Origin of the sequence: Thauera sp. 2A1, assembly GCF_009469595.2 — a bacterium.
Lineage (GTDB): Bacteria > Pseudomonadota > Gammaproteobacteria > Burkholderiales > Rhodocyclaceae > Thauera.
This window is the reverse complement of record NZ_SSXV01000027.1, coordinates 15785-31517: the sequence shown is the minus strand read 5'-3', so window position 1 is coordinate 31517 and position 15733 is coordinate 15785. Positions and strand designations below refer to the sequence as shown.

Below are 15733 nucleotides of genomic sequence, written 5' to 3'. Positions count from 1 at the left end.
TCAGATCCCCTTCCTGCCCGACCAGTGCTGGCGCAGCTTGGGCACCACCAGCGCCACGGTGACCAGCAACGCGGTGACCAGGTTGAGGTCCTGCGCCTGCAGGCCGATGAAGTCGCTGTTGAGCGCCAGCGCGATGAAGAAGCGATAGACGATGGCGCCGACGACCACCGCGATGGTCGCCAGGTAGAGCCGGCGCGAGGGCAGCAGGCTCTCGCCGACGATCACCGCGGCGAGGCCGATGACGATGGTACCCACGCCCATCGAGATGTCGGCGCCACCCTGGGTCTGCGCGAACAGCGCGCCGGCCAGGCCCACCAGCGCGTTCGACAGCGCCATGCCGCCCAGCACCATGAGGCCGGTGTGGACGCCTTGCGCGCGCGCCATGCGGGCGTTCGAGCCGGTGGCGCGCATCGCCAGGCCGGTCTGCGTCGAGAAGAACCAGTCGAGCAGGAACTTCGCCGCCAGCACGACCACGACCAGCAGCAGCGGGCGCAGCACGTAGTCGGAAATCGAGTCGGGCTGCAGCACCGAGAACACGGTGGGCTCGGTGATCAGCGGCACGTTGGGCTTGCCCATGATGCGCAGGTTGATCGAGTACAGCGCGATCATCATCAGGATGCTCGCGAGCAGATCCATGATCTTCAGGCGGATGTTGAGCCAGCCGGTGATCAGGCCGGCCACCGCGCCGGCGATGGTCGCCACGATGGTGGCGAGGAAGGGGTCGGAGCCGCTGGAAATCAGCGTGGCGGCAACCGCGCCGCCGAGCGGGAAGCTGCCATCCACGGTGAGGTCGGGAAAGCGCAGCAGCCGGAACGAGATGTACACGCCCAGCGCGACGAGGCTGAAGATCAGCCCGATCTCGAATGCCCCGAGCAGGGTATAGAGCGACATGGAGGATTACCGATGAAGGTCTGGAGGCAGGCCGCCGCAGCCGGCGCCATGGCCGGCTGCGAAGCGCGCGCTGCGATTACTTGACGATCTGTGCCGCAGACTTCAGCACGGATTCGGACAGCTTGACGCCCTGCTTTTCGGCCGCACCCGGATTCACGAACAGCTCGAGCTTGGAGCTGGTCTCCGAGGCGATCGTGCCCGGCTTCTCGCCCTTCAGGATGCGCGCGACCATGGCGCCGGTCTGGCGGCCGAGGTTGCGGTAGTCGATGCCCAGCGCCGCGATGGCGCCGCGCTTCACGCTGTCGGTGTCGGCGGCGATCATCGGGATCTTGGCATCGTTGCCGACCTTCACCAGCGATTCATAGGCCGACACCACGTTGTTGTCGGTGCTGGTGTAGAAGAGGTCCACCTTGCCGATCAGGCTGCGCGCCGCGGCGCCCACATCCACCGTGCGCGGCGCGGCGGCTTCCACCAGGCTCATGCCCTGCTTGGGCAGCGCCTCGCGCAGCGCCTTCACCACCACCACCGAGTTCGCCTCGCCCGGGTTGTACACCACGCCCACACGCTTGGCCGTGGGCACGACCTGCTTCATCAGCGCGATCTGCTTGTCCAGTTCGAGCACGTCGGACACGCCGGCGACGTTGGTGCCCGAGGGCGCCATCGACGGCACCAGTTGCGCCGCCATCGGGTCGGTCACCGCCGAATACACCAGCGGGATTTCCTTGGTCGCCGCGGCGACGGCCTGGGCCGACGGCGTGGCGATGGCGACGATCACGTCGGGCCTGTCGCCGACGAACTTGCGCGCGATCTGTGCCGCCGTGCCGGTGTTGCCCTGCGCGCTCTGGTACTGCCACTTCAGGTTCTTGCCTTCCTCGAAGCCCGCCGCGGCGAGGCCTTCCTTGACGCCGTCGCGCACCGAGTCCAGCGCCGGATGCTCGACGATCGCCGTCACTGCGACGGACTTCTGTTGCGCGACGGCCGGGGCGGCGATCGCGAAAGACAGCATCAGGGCGCTCAGCAGCGTGGTGCAGGGCTTGGCGAAGGACATGGGGAACTCCTTTGGGGAATGAATCGGGCACTCCGGCCCGCGGGCGACAACGCACTAGTCTACCTGTGCGGCGGGCGGCCGCAAAACGCCTCAACCCGGCGCATCAACCCGGCCGCTCCCCCACGCGTCTGGCGAGGCTTCCCGCGCGCTCAGGGCAGCGTGGCGCGGATGCGCTGCAGCGTGGTGCCCAGCGCGCCTGCGGCGGCACCTGCCAGCGCGAGGATGAAATCGAGGTTCTCGACCACCGAACTGCGCTCCCGCGGACTGGCGCCACGCTCCATCGCATCCCGATAACGCGCGATCACCGCGTCCGCCAGCGCTTCGGCCTCCGCCGGCAGCGGTGCCGCAGGAGCAGGGCCGAAGCGGACAAGCAGGCGTGCCAGGGCGATGTCGCCGAGTGCGGCAGCGTCCCAGAAGCTGGGATCGGCATCATTGCTGCGCTGCGTCAGCGCAGACAGGCGCTCGGCGTCCTGCTGGAACTGCGTCTGCCATCGGGTGCGCGCAGCCTCATCCTGCGGCAGGCCCGCCAGCACCGCCGCGGTGGTCCAGTTTGTGAAGGCGTAGGCTTTTGTCTGGCCGCCACGCTCGAACGCGCGCTGGTAGTAATCCGCCATGCGCTGCAAGGCATCGGCCCGGCGCGCCGGGTCATCGTCGATGAGGGCCAGGCGTTTGCAGGCGCTGCCCAGCAGGCTCAGCCTTTCCTCGGTTTCGCCGTTGCGCGCGAGGCGATCGAGGTCGTCGATCGCGTCGCGCACCGCCTGCAGCAGCCGCGTCCGGTCTTCGGCGGCCAGCGTCGTGCCGGCCTCGGCCGCCTGCCATGCGTCCGCGGCGCGGCGCACGATGAAGTTCGCCCGTTGCTCGGCGGCGCGCAGCGGACAGTTGCCCTTGTCGGCGTCCAGCGCCAGGCCCAGCCAGTCGATGGCTTCGTCCCAGCGCCGCGCCTCACCCCAGGCGAAGCCGAGCGCGGCGCGCACTTCCCCGAGCTTCAGCCAGTTGTCGTGCTGGCCGTCGGGAATGCGTGCCAGCCGCGCGTCGATCGCGGCCGCCGCGTCATCGTCCGTGCTGCTGGCGTGCAGGCTGCAGGCGAGGTTGTCGAGGTCGGCGACCAGTTCCGATACGGCCGCATACGGCGTGCGCGGGCGCGGTCGCGAGCCGGCATCGCGCCGCAGGCGGAAGGCCGGGTCGCCGTAGCACTGGTAGGCGCCCCAGGTATTGACGCCCGGATGGCGCCGCCAGGCTTCCTCGCGCGCGGCACGGACCGCGTCGCCGAAGGCCTCGCCGGCCAGCATGCGGCCGTAGAAGGCTTCGGCGAAGGTCAGCGCGGCACCGTCGTCCACCGCCCAGCCGGCGGCGACCACCGCGCGCACGCCCATGCGGATGAACTGCACGCCCAGGTTGGCCGCCAGCGCGCCGCGGTCGGCCGGCTCGGTGGACAGCGTCTTGCCCAGATGGCAGCAGTTGATGAACACCAGCTCGGGGACCCAGCGCATCTGCTCGATGTCGCCCGGCGTCAGGAACACTTCCTTGCCGATCACCATGCCGGAGACCTTGCGGACCGCAGGCTGACAAGCCGCTGCGGCTTGCAGCACGCCGGCAACCGCCGGCGGCAGCGCAAGCTCGTACTCGTGCGCGCCATGGCCGGCCAGGTGCAGGATGCGCCAGGCGTCGCGGTGCAGGTTCTCGATGATCGCGTCGGTGCCTTCATCGACGCTGTCGGTCACGCGGAATTCGCTGCTGGCCAGCAGGTCGGCCACGCGGCGCGCTTCCTCGCGCGCCCCCGGAAGGTCGCTGAACTTGTCCCAGCCCTGCAGGTCGGGGTGGCCGATCACCAGCGCACGCGCCTCGAAGGCATGCGCCGGGCGTGGGCGGAAGGTCTGCGACTTGAGCTGCCGCACCAGGCCGCAGGCCACCGCAGGCGGCCGGCCGTTGGCGCTCCAGCGGTCTTCGAGCAGTTCCCAGGGATAGCGCGCCGAGCGCTCATCGACCAGCAGCACCAGATCGCTCTGGCGCGGCGCCATCTCGCGCAGGCGCAGCGGCAGCAGCATCTCGAACAGGGTGCGCGCGGCTTCAGGGTTGGCGCGCGCCGAGCGCGAGGCGCTGCGGATGAACGCGTCCGCCAGCGCGAGCTGGCCGGTGGACAAGGTCTCCTCGGCGCGCGCGCGGTCGGTCGCGAACACGAAGCGCAGCACATCGGCGCGGTTCTCGTCTTCGGCGATCTCGAGGCGGTGCCACCACTCGGGTGCTTCCTCGAAGCGCACCCGGCGGTGGCCGCCGACGCCGGGCTCGACCTGGCGTGCGGACCAGTTCACCGTCGCCGCCAGCTCGCCGTTGGTGAGGATCTGCGCCAGGCCGGCGGCGGCATTGATCGCCACATCCTCGTACAGCTCGAGGAAATCGACCTCGGCGATCGTCACCTGGCCGTCCAGCTCGGCCTCGACCAGCCGCGCGTTGGCGGCGACTGCGCCGCGCAGCATCGCCTCGATGGAGTCGCGCACCGGCATGCCGCCGGCGCCGGTCCCCACCAGCAGGCAGGTGACGGAGGCGCGGCGCGGGCTGCCGGCAGGGCCGAAGCGGTCGTCCGCCCATTGCGCCACCTGCAGCGCGTAGTCGAGCAGGGCAGAGCGCGTCACCGCCTCCAGCAGGCCCGGCGTCAGCTCGCCGACCTGGCCCAGGCCGATGACGATGGCGCCACCAGGCTTGCCCTCCTTGCGCGGGTGGAAGAACAGCGCATGGGTGTGCAGGCGGCCGGGATAGAGACCGAGGAAGTGGCGGCGCGACAGCGCATTGCCCATGCGCCGGTCCAGCATCTTTTCCGCGCTGACGATGGTGTCGCCGAGATAGTGGCCCACCACCACCGGATGGCGGGCGTAGGACAGGTCCCCGTGGCGGATGCTCACCGAGATCGTCGGCACCGGCGGGCGCGTGTCGTCCTCTTCCGGCAGTTCGCCGCCAAAGCCCAGGCGGGACACCTGGCCCTCGCCGGGGATGCCGTCGGCGGGCGGGCAGGCGGGCAGCACGAACACCGGCGCCTCGCCTTCGGTGCCGCGGGCGCGCGCCGGCGGCGCCGAAGGCAGGCGCCTGGTCGTGCCGGTCTGCAGCAGCTCCAGGTAGGCGGCGAAGGCGCGCCGCTGCGTGCACAGCGCATCGTGCGCGGTGTCTTCCGCATACCAGGTGTCCACTCCGGGCAGGCGTCCGGAGGCCCAGCTCACGGTGCCATCGCCCTCGCGCGTGGCGAGGAATTCGATGCGCTTGCTGCCCTGGCGGCCCAGGGTCTCGTCCTCCACCAGGCGGTAGTCGATCACGGTGGCGGGCTGGCAGCCGGCGACGTAGCGCATCAGCGGGTCGGGCGCAGCCGCGCGCAGGCGCGTCCAGGTGCGTGCCGCGTCGCTCAGGCGGGGCGCAGTGGCGATCTTCCATGCGGCGCGGGTCTCGCTGCAGATCCGTTTCCAGACGTCCTGCTTCGCGAAGGGAAGCGCCGCGTCGGCGAAAGGCAGCAGCTCGAGCAGGCCGGGGTAGTCGCGCACGATGCCGATGATGTCGTCGGTGCCCTGGGTGAAATCGAGCAGCGCGAGCTTGGCTTCGGTCGGGTTGAAGCCGGTGAGCCAGCGCACCGCCTCGTGCGAACCGAGGTTGGGCGTGCCCAGCATCAGGAAGCGGCTGTTGGGCAGGCGTCGGACGCGCTCCCACAGCGCCTTGCCCGGCCCGTCGTCGGCGATCATCGCGCGCACCACCAGGCCGCCCATCGAGTGCGCGACGACATGCACCGGCTGGCCCTGGCGCTCGGCCAGCGGCAGCCAGTCGGCGAGGCGCTGGGCGAGCTTGGTCGCGGCCTCGGTTACCGACATGCGCCAGTCGTAGGGGAAAACCTTCACCCGGTGGGTGTGCGACAGGAACTCGAGCAAGGGGCCGTAGAAGTCGTCGAGCAGATCGACCGGGGCGACGTCGCTGGCGGTGCTGGAGATCCGTTTCAGGCCGCCGCGCAGCAGCGCCCAGTAGTTGAGCCAGACGCGATCGCCCCGCACCGACAGTGCGCTGCCCATCGTGCCGGGCAGCACGATCGCCAGCGGCCGCGGCGTGTCGTCGTCGCTGCTGCGCTGCACCGCCTCGCGCCAGCGCGGCGGTGCGCTGGGCGCCGCCTCGATCGGCAGGAAGCCGCCGGCGTCGCCTTCCGCCCGCAGCAGCCCGGCCTGCAGCCACTGCAGGCTGCGCGCGTTGCGGAAATAGCTGAAGTGATTGACGTCGGCGCCCTTGTCCTGGCGGAAGCGCGCGCCGCCGGGCGGGCGCGGCAGCCCGCCGGACATCGAGCCGGTGTTCACCACCAGGTCGTGGTCGGCCCCATAGAACCAGTCTGCCGCCACCAGCTTGATCTTCTGCCACAGCGAATCGCCCTCGATGTCGCCGGCGATCACGCTGAGGTCGGCGGTGGTGAGGAGGTCCGGGTGCTGCAGCAGGCGGGTCAGCGCCGAGCCCGGCATCATCGCCTCGAGGCCGGGCAGGATGCGCGGGTCGGTGCGCTCCTTGACCACCGCGAGGAGGAAATCCAGCCCGCCGGCGAAGAGGTCGGCGCCCGCCGCGTGGCCGGCGACGAAGCCGAGCACCGACAGCCAGCGGTCCAGCCGGCCGGACGCCAGCGTGGTGCCGCGCGCCGGGCAGGCGACGCGCACGAAGCGCTGCACCGTGACGCTGCGGCTGCGCAGCGTCTTCAGCAGCCTGGCGAGCCGCGCGCAGTCCTGACGATAGGCGTCGTCGCGCGCCTTCTTCTCGCTGGCGCCGAGCGGGAACAGGCCGAGCTGCGGCGCGATCGTGCGGTCGGTGCGGAACAGCGCCTCCAGCGTGTCGGCCGTCAGCAGTTCGGTGGCCCCTGCGCTGCCGGCCAGGCACAGCAGTTCGCCGACCAGCCCGCCGCGAGAATGGCTCACGAGGTGCAGTTGCGCGCCTTTCGGCAGCGATTCGGCCAGCGCCAGCGCGTTCTGGATCGGGCTTTCGGTGAGCGTGCGGTGCTCCAGTGCGTAGACGTGGTCGCCATAGGCCTGCCGCAGCCGCTTCCGGACGTCGGCGCCCACCGCGTTGGCCGCATCCCACAGTTTGCCGAAGCTGCCTTCGGTGCTCGACGCCGTGCCATGCAGGAACAGCAGCACCGGTGCGCCGGCCGGCACGGCTTCGTTCGCGCCGAGCTTGTGCAGCGCAAAGCCATCGTCCAGCGGGCAGCGGTACAGGCCGGGGCCGTCGCGATGGAGCTGCTTGTCCTCGAACCAGGTCGACAGCTCGGTGGCGCCATGCTTGGCCAGATCGATGCCGAAGAAGTCCAGCACCCGGATGCCCAGGCCGACCAGGCCGCGCTCGTCGCGCGCTGCGGCGCCGGAGCGCCGTGTGCCGGGCGCGCCGACCACGCTGTCGAACTCCCAGGCCTCGCCGCCGTCGCGCGACAGCGATAGGCGGCCATGGTCGCGCACCAGGCTGTCGGCGCGTGACCACAGCACGAAGCCGTTGTCGAGCTCGATGCGCACCACCTCGTCGGCGCCAACCTGCAATTCGCCACCGACGCCGTCGCGCGCCCGCCCGGGGATCAGGCGCCGCGCGCTGGAAACGACGACGCCGGTCGTCACCGGCGGGGGCGCGGTCTGGGCTGTCGTGCCGCGTAGGGTGAAGCTGCGCTGCGCCATGGAGGGCTCCGGAGCGGGGCATGGCGGCCGGGCGGCCGCGGGAGTGGGAAAGCGGGGCGCCGCGCCGCGCGCCGCCGGGCCGCAGCCGCGCAGCCCGGGCGGACACGGCCTGCGGCCTTACTCGAAGACGCGCATGCGGCGCGCGCTGCGCGTGCCGAAGAGCTGCGGCTCCTGCGGCAGCCGGGTGGACGGCAGGTAGCGGCGGATGGCGGCATGCCACGCGTCGTAGGTCTCGGGATTGTCCTGCTTCAGCGTCTTCAGCGCGTAGTAGGTGAAGGCGCCGTTGGGACGACCGCCGAAGCCGGTGTCCCAACTGTATTCGTCGTCGCGGCAGCCGGCCAGCAGCAGGTCGCCGCCGGTGCGGCGCATGCCGCCGATCAGGTTCATCGCGCTGGCGCGCGGCGCGGCGGGTTCGGTGCCCAGCTTCATCCATGCCGCGGGCGGCAGGTAGCGCGGGCGCGGTCCGCCCGGATCGAGGTCGCTCTCGTCGCCGCGCGTGACCGAGCCGGAATGGCAACTGTCGGAGATCAGCAGCAGACGCACACCTGCGCCACGCTGGTCGAACAGGACGCGGATGTCGTCGTCGAGCAGCGGGCCGGCGGTGGTGATGTCCTGCGGGCACAAGGCCTCATCGCGGCCGTCGGGCTCGTCGCCGTTCGTGTCCTCCACCCAGGTGCCATGCCCGGAATAGGTGAATATGATGGTGTCGCCCGGGCGTGCGTCACGGATCAGGCCGCTGATCGCATTTACCATCGCGCTGCGCGTGGCTTTTTCGTCGAGCAGCGTCGTGACGGTGAAGCCTCGCGACTGCAAGGTCGCACTCCAGTCGAGGGCGTCATTGACGCAGCCGGACAGGTCGCTGTCGGTGCCTGGGTAGTTGTTGATGCCGATGCAAAGGGCGCGTTTGGCCATGGCTCCACTCCTGCGTTGATGCGGTCTTGATCCGGATGGGCAGCAGGGCTCCCCAAGGAGCCCGATTCAGTTTAAAAATAGCGCATCGCCATGGCGATAACCAGCCGCGGCAAAAACGCATGGAATTGTCCGGATTGAGCAAGTGCACTACAGGATCGGTCGATACTGCCGAAAACCCCTTGTGCGATGATTCGCAGACAGGAAATCCGGAACGGAGAGCAGCAAAAGGTCTATGACGTCTGTGTCGACACGCGATCTCAAGGTGGGGATGTTCGTTGCCGAACTCGATCGTCCCTGGCTGGAGACGCCCTTCCTGCTGCAGGGATTCCTGATCGAGGAACAGTCGCAGATCGACCATCTGCAACTGTTGTGCCGAACGGTGGAGATCGATCCGAGCAAATCCGTCGGCATGTTCTTCGCCGCCACGGTGCATGGCAAGGATGCGCCTCTCGCCGGCCTGCCGCCGCCCGCCCGGCCCAGACAGCCCGATTTCGTCCGCATCGCCAAGGCGGTGCGCCGCGGCGGCATGAGCCGCCGCGCACGCACGCCGCGCGTGCGCGCCCGCGACTCGCTCAGCCTGCTCGAGGAGGAACTGCTCTATTCCGCATCGGTCATCGACGACGTGCAGGCCAGCCTGCGTTCGCTGACCGCCTGCGTGCAGGCGGACACGCCGCTCGATCTGGCGGATGTGTCGAAGAACATCGCCGAGGTTGCGGCCGGCGTGGTGCGCAACCCGGAGGCGCTGCTGTGGCTCACCCGGCTCAAGAGCACCGACGAATACAGCTACGACCACGCGCTGGACGTCTCGGTGCACCTCATGGTGTTTGCGCGCTTCCTGGGCTTGCCCAGGGAGCAGATCGAGAGCGTGGGCGTGGCCGGCCTCATCCAGGACCTGGGCAAGACCCAGTTGCCCAAGGAAATCCTCACCAAGCCCGGCCGCCTGACTGCGGAAGAGCTCAAGCTGGCGCGCTATCACGTGGTGAGCACGCTGCGCATCGTCGCCAACCGGCCAGGCCTGCAACCGGACACGCTGGAGATCATCGGCCGCCATCACGAACGCATCGACGGCAGTGGCTACCCGCTCAAGCTGCAGGGTCAGGAACTTGGCCTGCCGGCCGAAATGTCGGGACTGATGGACACCTACTGCGCGATGATCCGCGAGCGCTCCTACAGCCTGCCCATGTCCAGCCAGAAGGCAATCGGCGAACTGGTCCGCATGCGCGGCGGCAAGTTTCGCGACACGCTGGTCGACCAGTTCGTGCAGTGCATGGGCCTGTACCCCATCGGCACCCTGGTCGAACTCAACTCCGGCGAAGTCGCGGTGGTGCTGCAGCAGAACCAGGTGCGGCGCCTGCAGCCCAAGGTCATGGTGCTGCTGGCGCCGGACAAGTCGGTGGAGCGCTACCCGCGCACGCTGGATCTGATGCTGAACCCGCTGGGGCCGACCGGCGAGCCCTACCGCATCCTTGGCGCACTGCCCGACAACGCCTACGGCATCGACCCGGCGGAGTTCTATCTTGTCTAATTCCCCTGCCGGCGACGTCGATCTGCCGGGTTCGCTGCCTCGCCTGCGCCAGGCGCTGGCCGACCTCACACGCCTCGCCGGCGATGCCGACGCGTCGAGCTGCCAGGGGCTGGTCGTGTTCAGCGTGGTGCGCGAGCCGGCCTTGCTGCGGCTGGCGCCCGAGGCAGTCGCGCGCCTGAGCATGCACATCGCCGACCGCCTGCGCGCCGCCTTGCGGCCGGCCGATCGGCTGTACGTGCTGGGCGAGTGGGAATGGCTGCTGCTGTTGCCCAACCTGCCCAGCAGCGCCCCGGTTCATCTCGCGATGCTCAAGTTCCGGCGTGTGTTCTATCAGCCGCCGCTCGCGATCGGCGGTGTCGAGGTGGGGCTCAACGCGGTGTGCGGCTCGGCGCTCAGCCCGGAGCATGGCAAGGATCCGCTGCATCTGGTGCAGTCTGCGCGCATCGCGGCGCTGGCCGCATCGCAGCGCGGCGAATGGGTCGCGTTGTACGACCCCGAAATGGAGCAGGAAAGCACCGCGCAGCAGAACCTGGTCACCGAACTGCAGCAAGACCTCGCCGACAACGCGCTGGCGCTGTATGTCCAGCCGCAGGTGGAAGTCGCGAGCGGTCGCTGTGTGCACGGCGAGGCCCTGTTGCGCTGGCAGCGGCGCAACGGCGAGTGGGTACAGCCGCCGCTCGTCATGGCGACGATCGAGCGCGCCGGCCTGCGCCACGCCTTCAACCGCTGGCTGTTCCAGGCGGCGGCGCTGACGCTGGCACAATTGCGTGACGCGCAGGTGCCGGTCGACATGTCGATCAACATCACCGCCCACGACCTGCTCGATCCCGAGATGCCCGACCTGGTGGCGCAGGCGCTCACCCTTTGGCACCTGCCGCCGGAGCGGCTGTGCGTCGAGATCACCGAGACGGTCGCGGTCGAGGAGTCGCAGGAGGTCACCGACGTGCTGCATCGCCTGCGCGGCCTCGGCGTGCGCCTTGCCATCGACGACTTCGGCACCGGCTATGCCGGCATGGCCTACCTTCAACGCTTGCCGGTGCACGAGGTCAAGATCGACCGCCGCTTCGTGGCGCCGATCACCGATTCGCCGCGCGACCGCGAGATCATCCGTTCCATCTCGAGTCTCGCGCGCTCGCTGGGCCTGCGCATCGTCGCCGAGGGGGTGGAGACGAACGAGGTGATGGATCTGCTCGGCGAGCTGGGCTGCACCTCCGCGCAGGGCTATCTGCATGGGCGTGCGATGCCCCTCGCCGAGTTCATCGCCTGGTGGCGCGAGCGAGAGGGCAGGGCGGGCTGACGCCAAAGACCGCGTGCGGTGACGGCTTGGTAACATCACGTCCCATGTCCGCATCCTTCCTCCTGCCGCTTCTCACCTTGCGTCCCGTTTCCGCCGCGTTTCGCCGGCTCGCCAGACCGCTGCCGCATGCGAGGCGCGCGTCATGACGGCGCAGCTCGCCCTGGGCTTGCGCGACATCGCGGTGCTCGGCCAGATCTTCACTCCCGATCCCGTCGTGCGGGCCATGCTCGCGCTGCGGCGCAACCGTGGCCGCGTGCTGGAGCCCTCGTGCGGCGACGGCGCCTTCCTGCGCCACCTGCCGGGCGCGGTGGGCCTGGAGCTGGATGCCGACCATTGCCCGCCGGGTGCGCTGGCGATGGATTTCTTCGCCTATCCCGAGCGCGAGCGCTTCGACACCATCATCGGCAATCCGCCCTATGTGCGCTTCCAGGACATCGGCGCCGCCACGCGCGGCCTGATCGAGCGTGCACCGCAGCGTTTCCACTTCGACGGCCGCGCCAACCTCTACCTGTTCTTCATCGAGAAGTGCGTGCGCCACCTGCAGCCCGGTGGCGAGCTGATCTTCATCACGCCGCGCGACTTCCTCAAGGCGACGTCGGCGGTGAAGCTCAACCGGCTGCTGTTCGAGGCCGGCACCATCACCGACGTCATCGAGCTAGGCGACGCGCGGGTGTTTCCCGACGCGGTGCCCAACTGCCTGATCTGGCGCTTCGAGAAAGGCCGCGTCGAGCGCACGATGCGGCATGCCGAGATCGGCGCCGGTGACGACGTCACCGCCAGCCTGGCCGCGCCGCGCTGGGAGACGCGCCACTTCATCGAATGCGCCGGCCACCTGATGTTCACCCGCGGCGACTATCCGCTGCGCCTGTCCGACGTCGCTTTCGTCAAGGTCGGCGCGGTGTCCGGTGCCGACGACCTGTACGCCGATGCGGAGCATGGCAACCGCGACTTCGTCTGCTCTGCCACCGTCGGCACCGGCCGCACCCGGCGCATGATCTGGAGCGAGCCGGGGAGCCCGCCGCCGGAGGTGCTGGTGCCCCACAAGGCACGCCTGCTGCAGCGCAAGGTCACCCGTTTCGATGAATCAAACTGGTGGATGTGGGGTCGCATGCATTTTCGCAGCGAGCGGCCGCGAGTCTACGTGAACGGCAAGACGCGCGTTGCCCGGCCTTTCTTCATCCACGACTGCAAGGACTACGATGGCGCGGTGATGGCCGTGTTCCCGCTCCGCGACGACATCGACCTCGCCGCCTTCCGCGACGCGCTCAACGCGGTCGACTGGGGCGATCTCGGCTTCGTCTGTGACGGCCGCTTCCTGTTCTCCCAGCGCAGCCTGGAGAACGCGCCGCTGCCGGCGGAGTTCGCTGCCTTCGCGCCGCTCTGAGGCCGCATCCGCTTCCACCGCCTGCCCAGCGCGCACAACTTCACCGCCTGGCGCCGGCAGAGGGCGCCGGGCTTCGTCTTCAGCGTGAAGGCCGGCGGCTTCGTCACCCGCATGAAGAAGCTGGCCGGGAACGGCGCCCGCTCACCGCGGCAATGAACCGATCGCGCCAATCGGGTTCTCACCGGAGCTGTCCAAACTTTCCCGGGTCGTCCGCATGAAAACAGCACGAATCCTCACGCTCGGCTTCATCGCCCTGCTGACCCTGTCCTTCGGCATCAGCCTGGCCAAGGATCCTCCGGGCGCCGGCCATGGCGAGCCGCAAAGCTGGCGCACCGCGCCGCGTCATTCGGCCGGCATCGCGCCCGACCCGGCCGCGCTCGCCGACACCGCCATCGTGCAGGTCTATGCCGCCCAGACCTACGGCTGGCGCGGGCATTTCGCCGTGCATCCGTGGCTCATCTGGAAGCGTCAGGGCGAAACCGCCTACACCCGCTACGAGGTGACGCGCTGGGGCGGCGGCAAGGTCGTGCGGCGCAATGGCGCGGTGCCCGACGGCCTGTGGTTCGGGGCCATGCCGTCGCTGCTGGTCGACCATCGCGGCAGCGGTGTCGAGGCGATGATCGACGACATCGAGGCCGCGATCGAGCGTTATCCCTATGCCTACGAATATCGCACCTACCCCGGGCCCAACAGCAACACCTTCCTCGCCCACATCGGCCGCGAGGTGCCCGCGCTGCGGCTCGACCTGCCGGCCAACGCGATCGGCAAGGACTATCGCCCCCTGAGCGAGATCGTCGGCCTGTCGCCGTCGGGTGCCGGCGTGCAGGCCACGCTGCTCGGGATGCTCGGCCTCATCGTGGGGCCGGAGGAGGGCATCGAATTCAACATCCTGGGGCTCAGCTTCGGCCTCGACTTCAATCATCCCGGCCTGCGCCTGCCCTTCGTCGGGCGCCTGGGCATGGACGATGCGACGGTATCGCACGATGCTGCTGCCGCTACCCCTTGATCACGCCCGCGGCCGGCGGTCTTCTAGTCGCGCGGCGTAGCGAGGCGCGTCTGCCAGGCCACCAGGTTGTGCACCTGCATCAGGTCGACGCGTGCGGCCCACAGCAGGCGCAGCGGATCCTCCATCTGGTGAAGGCCGGCTTCGCGTCCGCAGGCAGACGCGCGATGTCGTGGAACAGCTCAAGGGCGGGAATTTCGTCACCGTGAACGATCCCGACGGGCGACTCCCGCGCGATCAGTCCAGTTGGGCGCGGTGAGCGGCTGGGGGGCGCGGTCGAGCCCGCTCCTGCGCGGTTGCATTCTTGCGCATTTCATCCCATCGGGGCTGTGGGTGTGCGGAACTCAGCCTTTTTCCCCTTTCGCGGCCAGGTAGATGCCCGCCAGCAGCAGGCTGAAGCCGACGAACTGCAGCGGCGCGAAGCGCTCGCCGAAGATGATGAAGGCCATCAGCGCGCTGCCCACCGGCTCGCCCAGCGTGACGACTGCGACCAGCGTGGCCGACACGTAGCGCAACGACCAGTTGTAGGCGGTGTGGCCAAGCAACTGGGGTCCCAGCGCCATTGCGCCCAGCACCAGCCAGGCCGTGCTCGAATGCGCCAACAGCTCCACCCCGCCCGCGCCGCAGGCGGCGAACAGGAACAGCGCCGCGGCGCCATAGGCCAGCCAGATGTAGGCCGGCAGCCCCAGCCCGGCGCGCAACCGCCGGCCGATCAGCAGATAGGCGGAAAAGCACCAGCTGCCGACCAGCGCCAGCAGGTTGCCGAGCATCGGATCGCTGCCGGCGCCGGCGGTCTGGCTGTCGCTCCAGAAGATGAACAGGCTGCCGGCGAGGGACAGCGCGATGCCGCCGAGCATCATCTTCGTCGGCGCCTCGCGGAAGAGGACGAAGGAGGCCAGCCCGATCCATAGCGGATTGGTGGTGACCAGCGCGGTGCTGGAGGCCACCGAGGTGTATTCCAGCGAGCTGATCCAGGTCGCGAAATGCAGCGCGAGGAAGAAACCCGCCGCCAGTGCCATGCCGATCTGCTTGCGTGTCAGTCTTATCAGTTCGTGGCGCGACTGCAGTAAGGCGACCGGCGTGATGATCAGCGCAGCCAGACCCAGCCGCCAGGTGGCTACGGCCAGCGAGCCGACGCCTTCGGCCTGCGCGAGGCGGGCGAAGATGGCACCGAAGGAGATGGCAGCGAGGCCGATGCCGAGGACGACGAAGGGGAGCCAGCGAGCAGGTTGGGGGGAGTGGGACATTGATCGGAGGTGAGCGAGAAAGTGGGAGCGCGGGTACACGAAATGTGCTGTGCTAGAGTGTGTACATCTGATCACAAGATGGAGCGGGGCGATGTCCACCACCATGACGGTTCGTATCGAACCGGACGTCAGGGAGCGCCTCGATGCGCTGGCCGATGCGACGCAACGTAGCCGGTCATTCCTGGCGGCAGAGGCGATTCGCGAATACGTCGAGACGAATGAGTGGCAATTGCGCGAGATCCAGAATGGCGTGAGCGAAGCCGAAGCCGGCGATTTCGCCAGCGACGAGGATGTTCGCACCCTGGCCCGTAAGTGGGGCGTAAATGAGGGGGCGTGAATGAGGGGGCGTGAATGCGGATCAGGTGGCTGAGAACGGCACTACGCAATCTCGACGAAGAGGCTTCATATATCGCGAGTGACGACCCGGTTGCGGCCGGCAAGGTCGTCGACCGGGTCCTGACTTCGGTTGCAAGCCTCGCCGACCATCCTGCCGTTGGCCGCCCGGGGCGCATTTCCGGCACGCGTGAGCTGGTCGTGCCCGGCACGCGCTACCTTGTGCCGTACCGCGTCGTCGGTGATCAAATTCAGATCCTGAGGGCTTTCCATACTTCCCGGCGCCCGCCGGCGAGTTGGTAAACGGGTCCCTGCCGTATCGAACCGCAGTCGCTGGGGATCGGGCGGGGTATCCATGAAAAAGGCGAGGACTGTCCGAGCACCGAGCGCAGCGAAGGCGAGTTCCGCAGCCTTTGGAACGGATACCCCG

General features: G+C 69.2%; 12 protein-coding genes. 7 read left to right on the top strand and 5 right to left on the bottom strand.

The features are described 5' to 3' along the window. The 4 genes from GH664_RS19290 to GH664_RS19275 form a co-directional block, all read right to left on the bottom strand. On the bottom strand, positions 1 to 891 hold the full coding sequence (locus GH664_RS19290) for an ABC transporter permease (RefSeq protein WP_153169697.1): 891 nt from the start codon (positions 889 to 891) through the stop codon (positions 1 to 3). Positions 892 to 967: 76 nt separating this feature from the next. After that, complete coding sequence (locus tag GH664_RS19285; RefSeq protein WP_153169696.1) at positions 968 to 1939, bottom strand: ABC transporter substrate-binding protein; 972 nt, start codon at positions 1937 to 1939, stop codon at positions 968 to 970. 149 nt (positions 1940 to 2088) lie between these two features. Then, positions 2089 to 7602, bottom strand: coding sequence for a CHAT domain-containing protein (locus GH664_RS19280; RefSeq protein WP_153169695.1), 5514 nt, complete (start codon positions 7600 to 7602; stop codon positions 2089 to 2091). A 117-nt stretch (positions 7603 to 7719) separates the two neighbouring features. Further along, positions 7720 to 8514, bottom strand: coding sequence for a caspase family protein (locus GH664_RS19275; protein WP_153169694.1), 795 nt, complete (start codon positions 8512 to 8514; stop codon positions 7720 to 7722). Positions 8515 to 8746: 232 nt separating this feature from the next. Here GH664_RS19275 and GH664_RS19270 point away from each other — a divergent pair, with 232 nt between their 5' ends. The 5 genes from GH664_RS19270 to GH664_RS19255 all read left to right on the top strand — a co-directional run bounded on the left by GH664_RS19270 (position 8747) and on the right by GH664_RS19255 (position 13726). Then, positions 8747 to 10039 carry an HD-GYP domain-containing protein gene (locus GH664_RS19270; RefSeq protein WP_153169693.1) on the top strand — a complete coding sequence of 431 codons (1293 nt, stop codon included), beginning with the start codon at positions 8747 to 8749 and terminating at the stop codon, positions 10037 to 10039. Further along, entirely contained in the window at positions 10032 to 11336 is a 1305-nt protein-coding gene (locus GH664_RS19265; RefSeq protein ID WP_153169692.1) for an EAL domain-containing protein, read from the top strand. Before GH664_RS19270 ends, GH664_RS19265 begins: the two co-directional genes overlap by 8 nt. A 142-nt stretch (positions 11337 to 11478) precedes the next feature. Next, a complete protein-coding gene (locus GH664_RS19260; protein WP_153169691.1) occupies positions 11479 to 12720 on the top strand; it encodes a class I SAM-dependent methyltransferase in 1242 nt (413 codons plus the stop codon). A gap of 6 nt (positions 12721 to 12726) precedes the next feature. Continuing rightward, a complete protein-coding gene (locus tag GH664_RS23945; protein WP_153169750.1) occupies positions 12727 to 12876 on the top strand; it encodes a DUF72 domain-containing protein in 150 nt (49 codons plus the stop codon). Between the two features lie 58 nt (positions 12877 to 12934). Further along, positions 12935 to 13726: a DUF3750 domain-containing protein gene (locus GH664_RS19255; RefSeq protein ID WP_153169690.1), complete on the top strand. Its 792-nt coding sequence runs from the start codon at positions 12935 to 12937 to the stop codon at positions 13724 to 13726. Between the two features lie 341 nt (positions 13727 to 14067). Here GH664_RS19255 and GH664_RS19250 read toward each other — a convergent pair whose 3' ends face one another. Then, positions 14068 to 14970: a DMT family transporter gene (locus tag GH664_RS19250; protein WP_153169689.1), complete on the bottom strand. Its 903-nt coding sequence runs from the start codon at positions 14968 to 14970 to the stop codon at positions 14068 to 14070. A 91-nt stretch (positions 14971 to 15061) separates the two neighbouring features. Here GH664_RS19250 and GH664_RS19245 point away from each other — a divergent pair, with 91 nt between their 5' ends. Both GH664_RS19245 and GH664_RS19240 read left to right on the top strand, forming a co-directional pair. Continuing rightward, positions 15062 to 15307 carry a CopG family ribbon-helix-helix protein gene (locus GH664_RS19245; RefSeq protein ID WP_153169688.1) on the top strand — a complete coding sequence of 82 codons (246 nt, stop codon included), beginning with the start codon at positions 15062 to 15064 and terminating at the stop codon, positions 15305 to 15307. 14 nt (positions 15308 to 15321) lie between these two features. Further along, positions 15322 to 15606, top strand: coding sequence for a type II toxin-antitoxin system RelE/ParE family toxin (locus GH664_RS19240; protein WP_153169687.1), 285 nt, complete (start codon positions 15322 to 15324; stop codon positions 15604 to 15606). Positions 15607 to 15733: the final 127 nt, after the last annotated feature.

Bases quoted from the DNA above. Each gene is read 5' to 3' on its own strand.
- GH664_RS19280 (WP_153169695.1), bottom strand. From the start codon at position 7,602: ATGGCGCAGCGCAGCTTCACCCTACGCGGCACGACAGCCCAGACCGCG.
- GH664_RS19240 (WP_153169687.1), top strand. From the start codon at position 15,322: ATGCGGATCAGGTGGCTGAGAACGGCACTACGCAATCTCGACGAAGAG.
- GH664_RS19250 (WP_153169689.1), bottom strand. From the start codon at position 14,970: ATGTCCCACTCCCCCCAACCTGCTCGCTGGCTCCCCTTCGTCGTCCTC.
- GH664_RS19255 (WP_153169690.1), top strand. From the start codon at position 12,935: ATGAAAACAGCACGAATCCTCACGCTCGGCTTCATCGCCCTGCTGACC.
- GH664_RS19275 (WP_153169694.1), bottom strand. From the start codon at position 8,514: ATGGCCAAACGCGCCCTTTGCATCGGCATCAACAACTACCCAGGCACC.
- GH664_RS19285 (WP_153169696.1), bottom strand. From the start codon at position 1,939: ATGTCCTTCGCCAAGCCCTGCACCACGCTGCTGAGCGCCCTGATGCTG.
- GH664_RS19260 (WP_153169691.1), top strand. From the start codon at position 11,479: ATGACGGCGCAGCTCGCCCTGGGCTTGCGCGACATCGCGGTGCTCGGC.
- GH664_RS19290 (WP_153169697.1), bottom strand. From the start codon at position 891: ATGTCGCTCTATACCCTGCTCGGGGCATTCGAGATCGGGCTGATCTTC.
- GH664_RS19245 (WP_153169688.1), top strand. From the start codon at position 15,062: ATGTCCACCACCATGACGGTTCGTATCGAACCGGACGTCAGGGAGCGC.
- GH664_RS19270 (WP_153169693.1), top strand. From the start codon at position 8,747: ATGACGTCTGTGTCGACACGCGATCTCAAGGTGGGGATGTTCGTTGCC.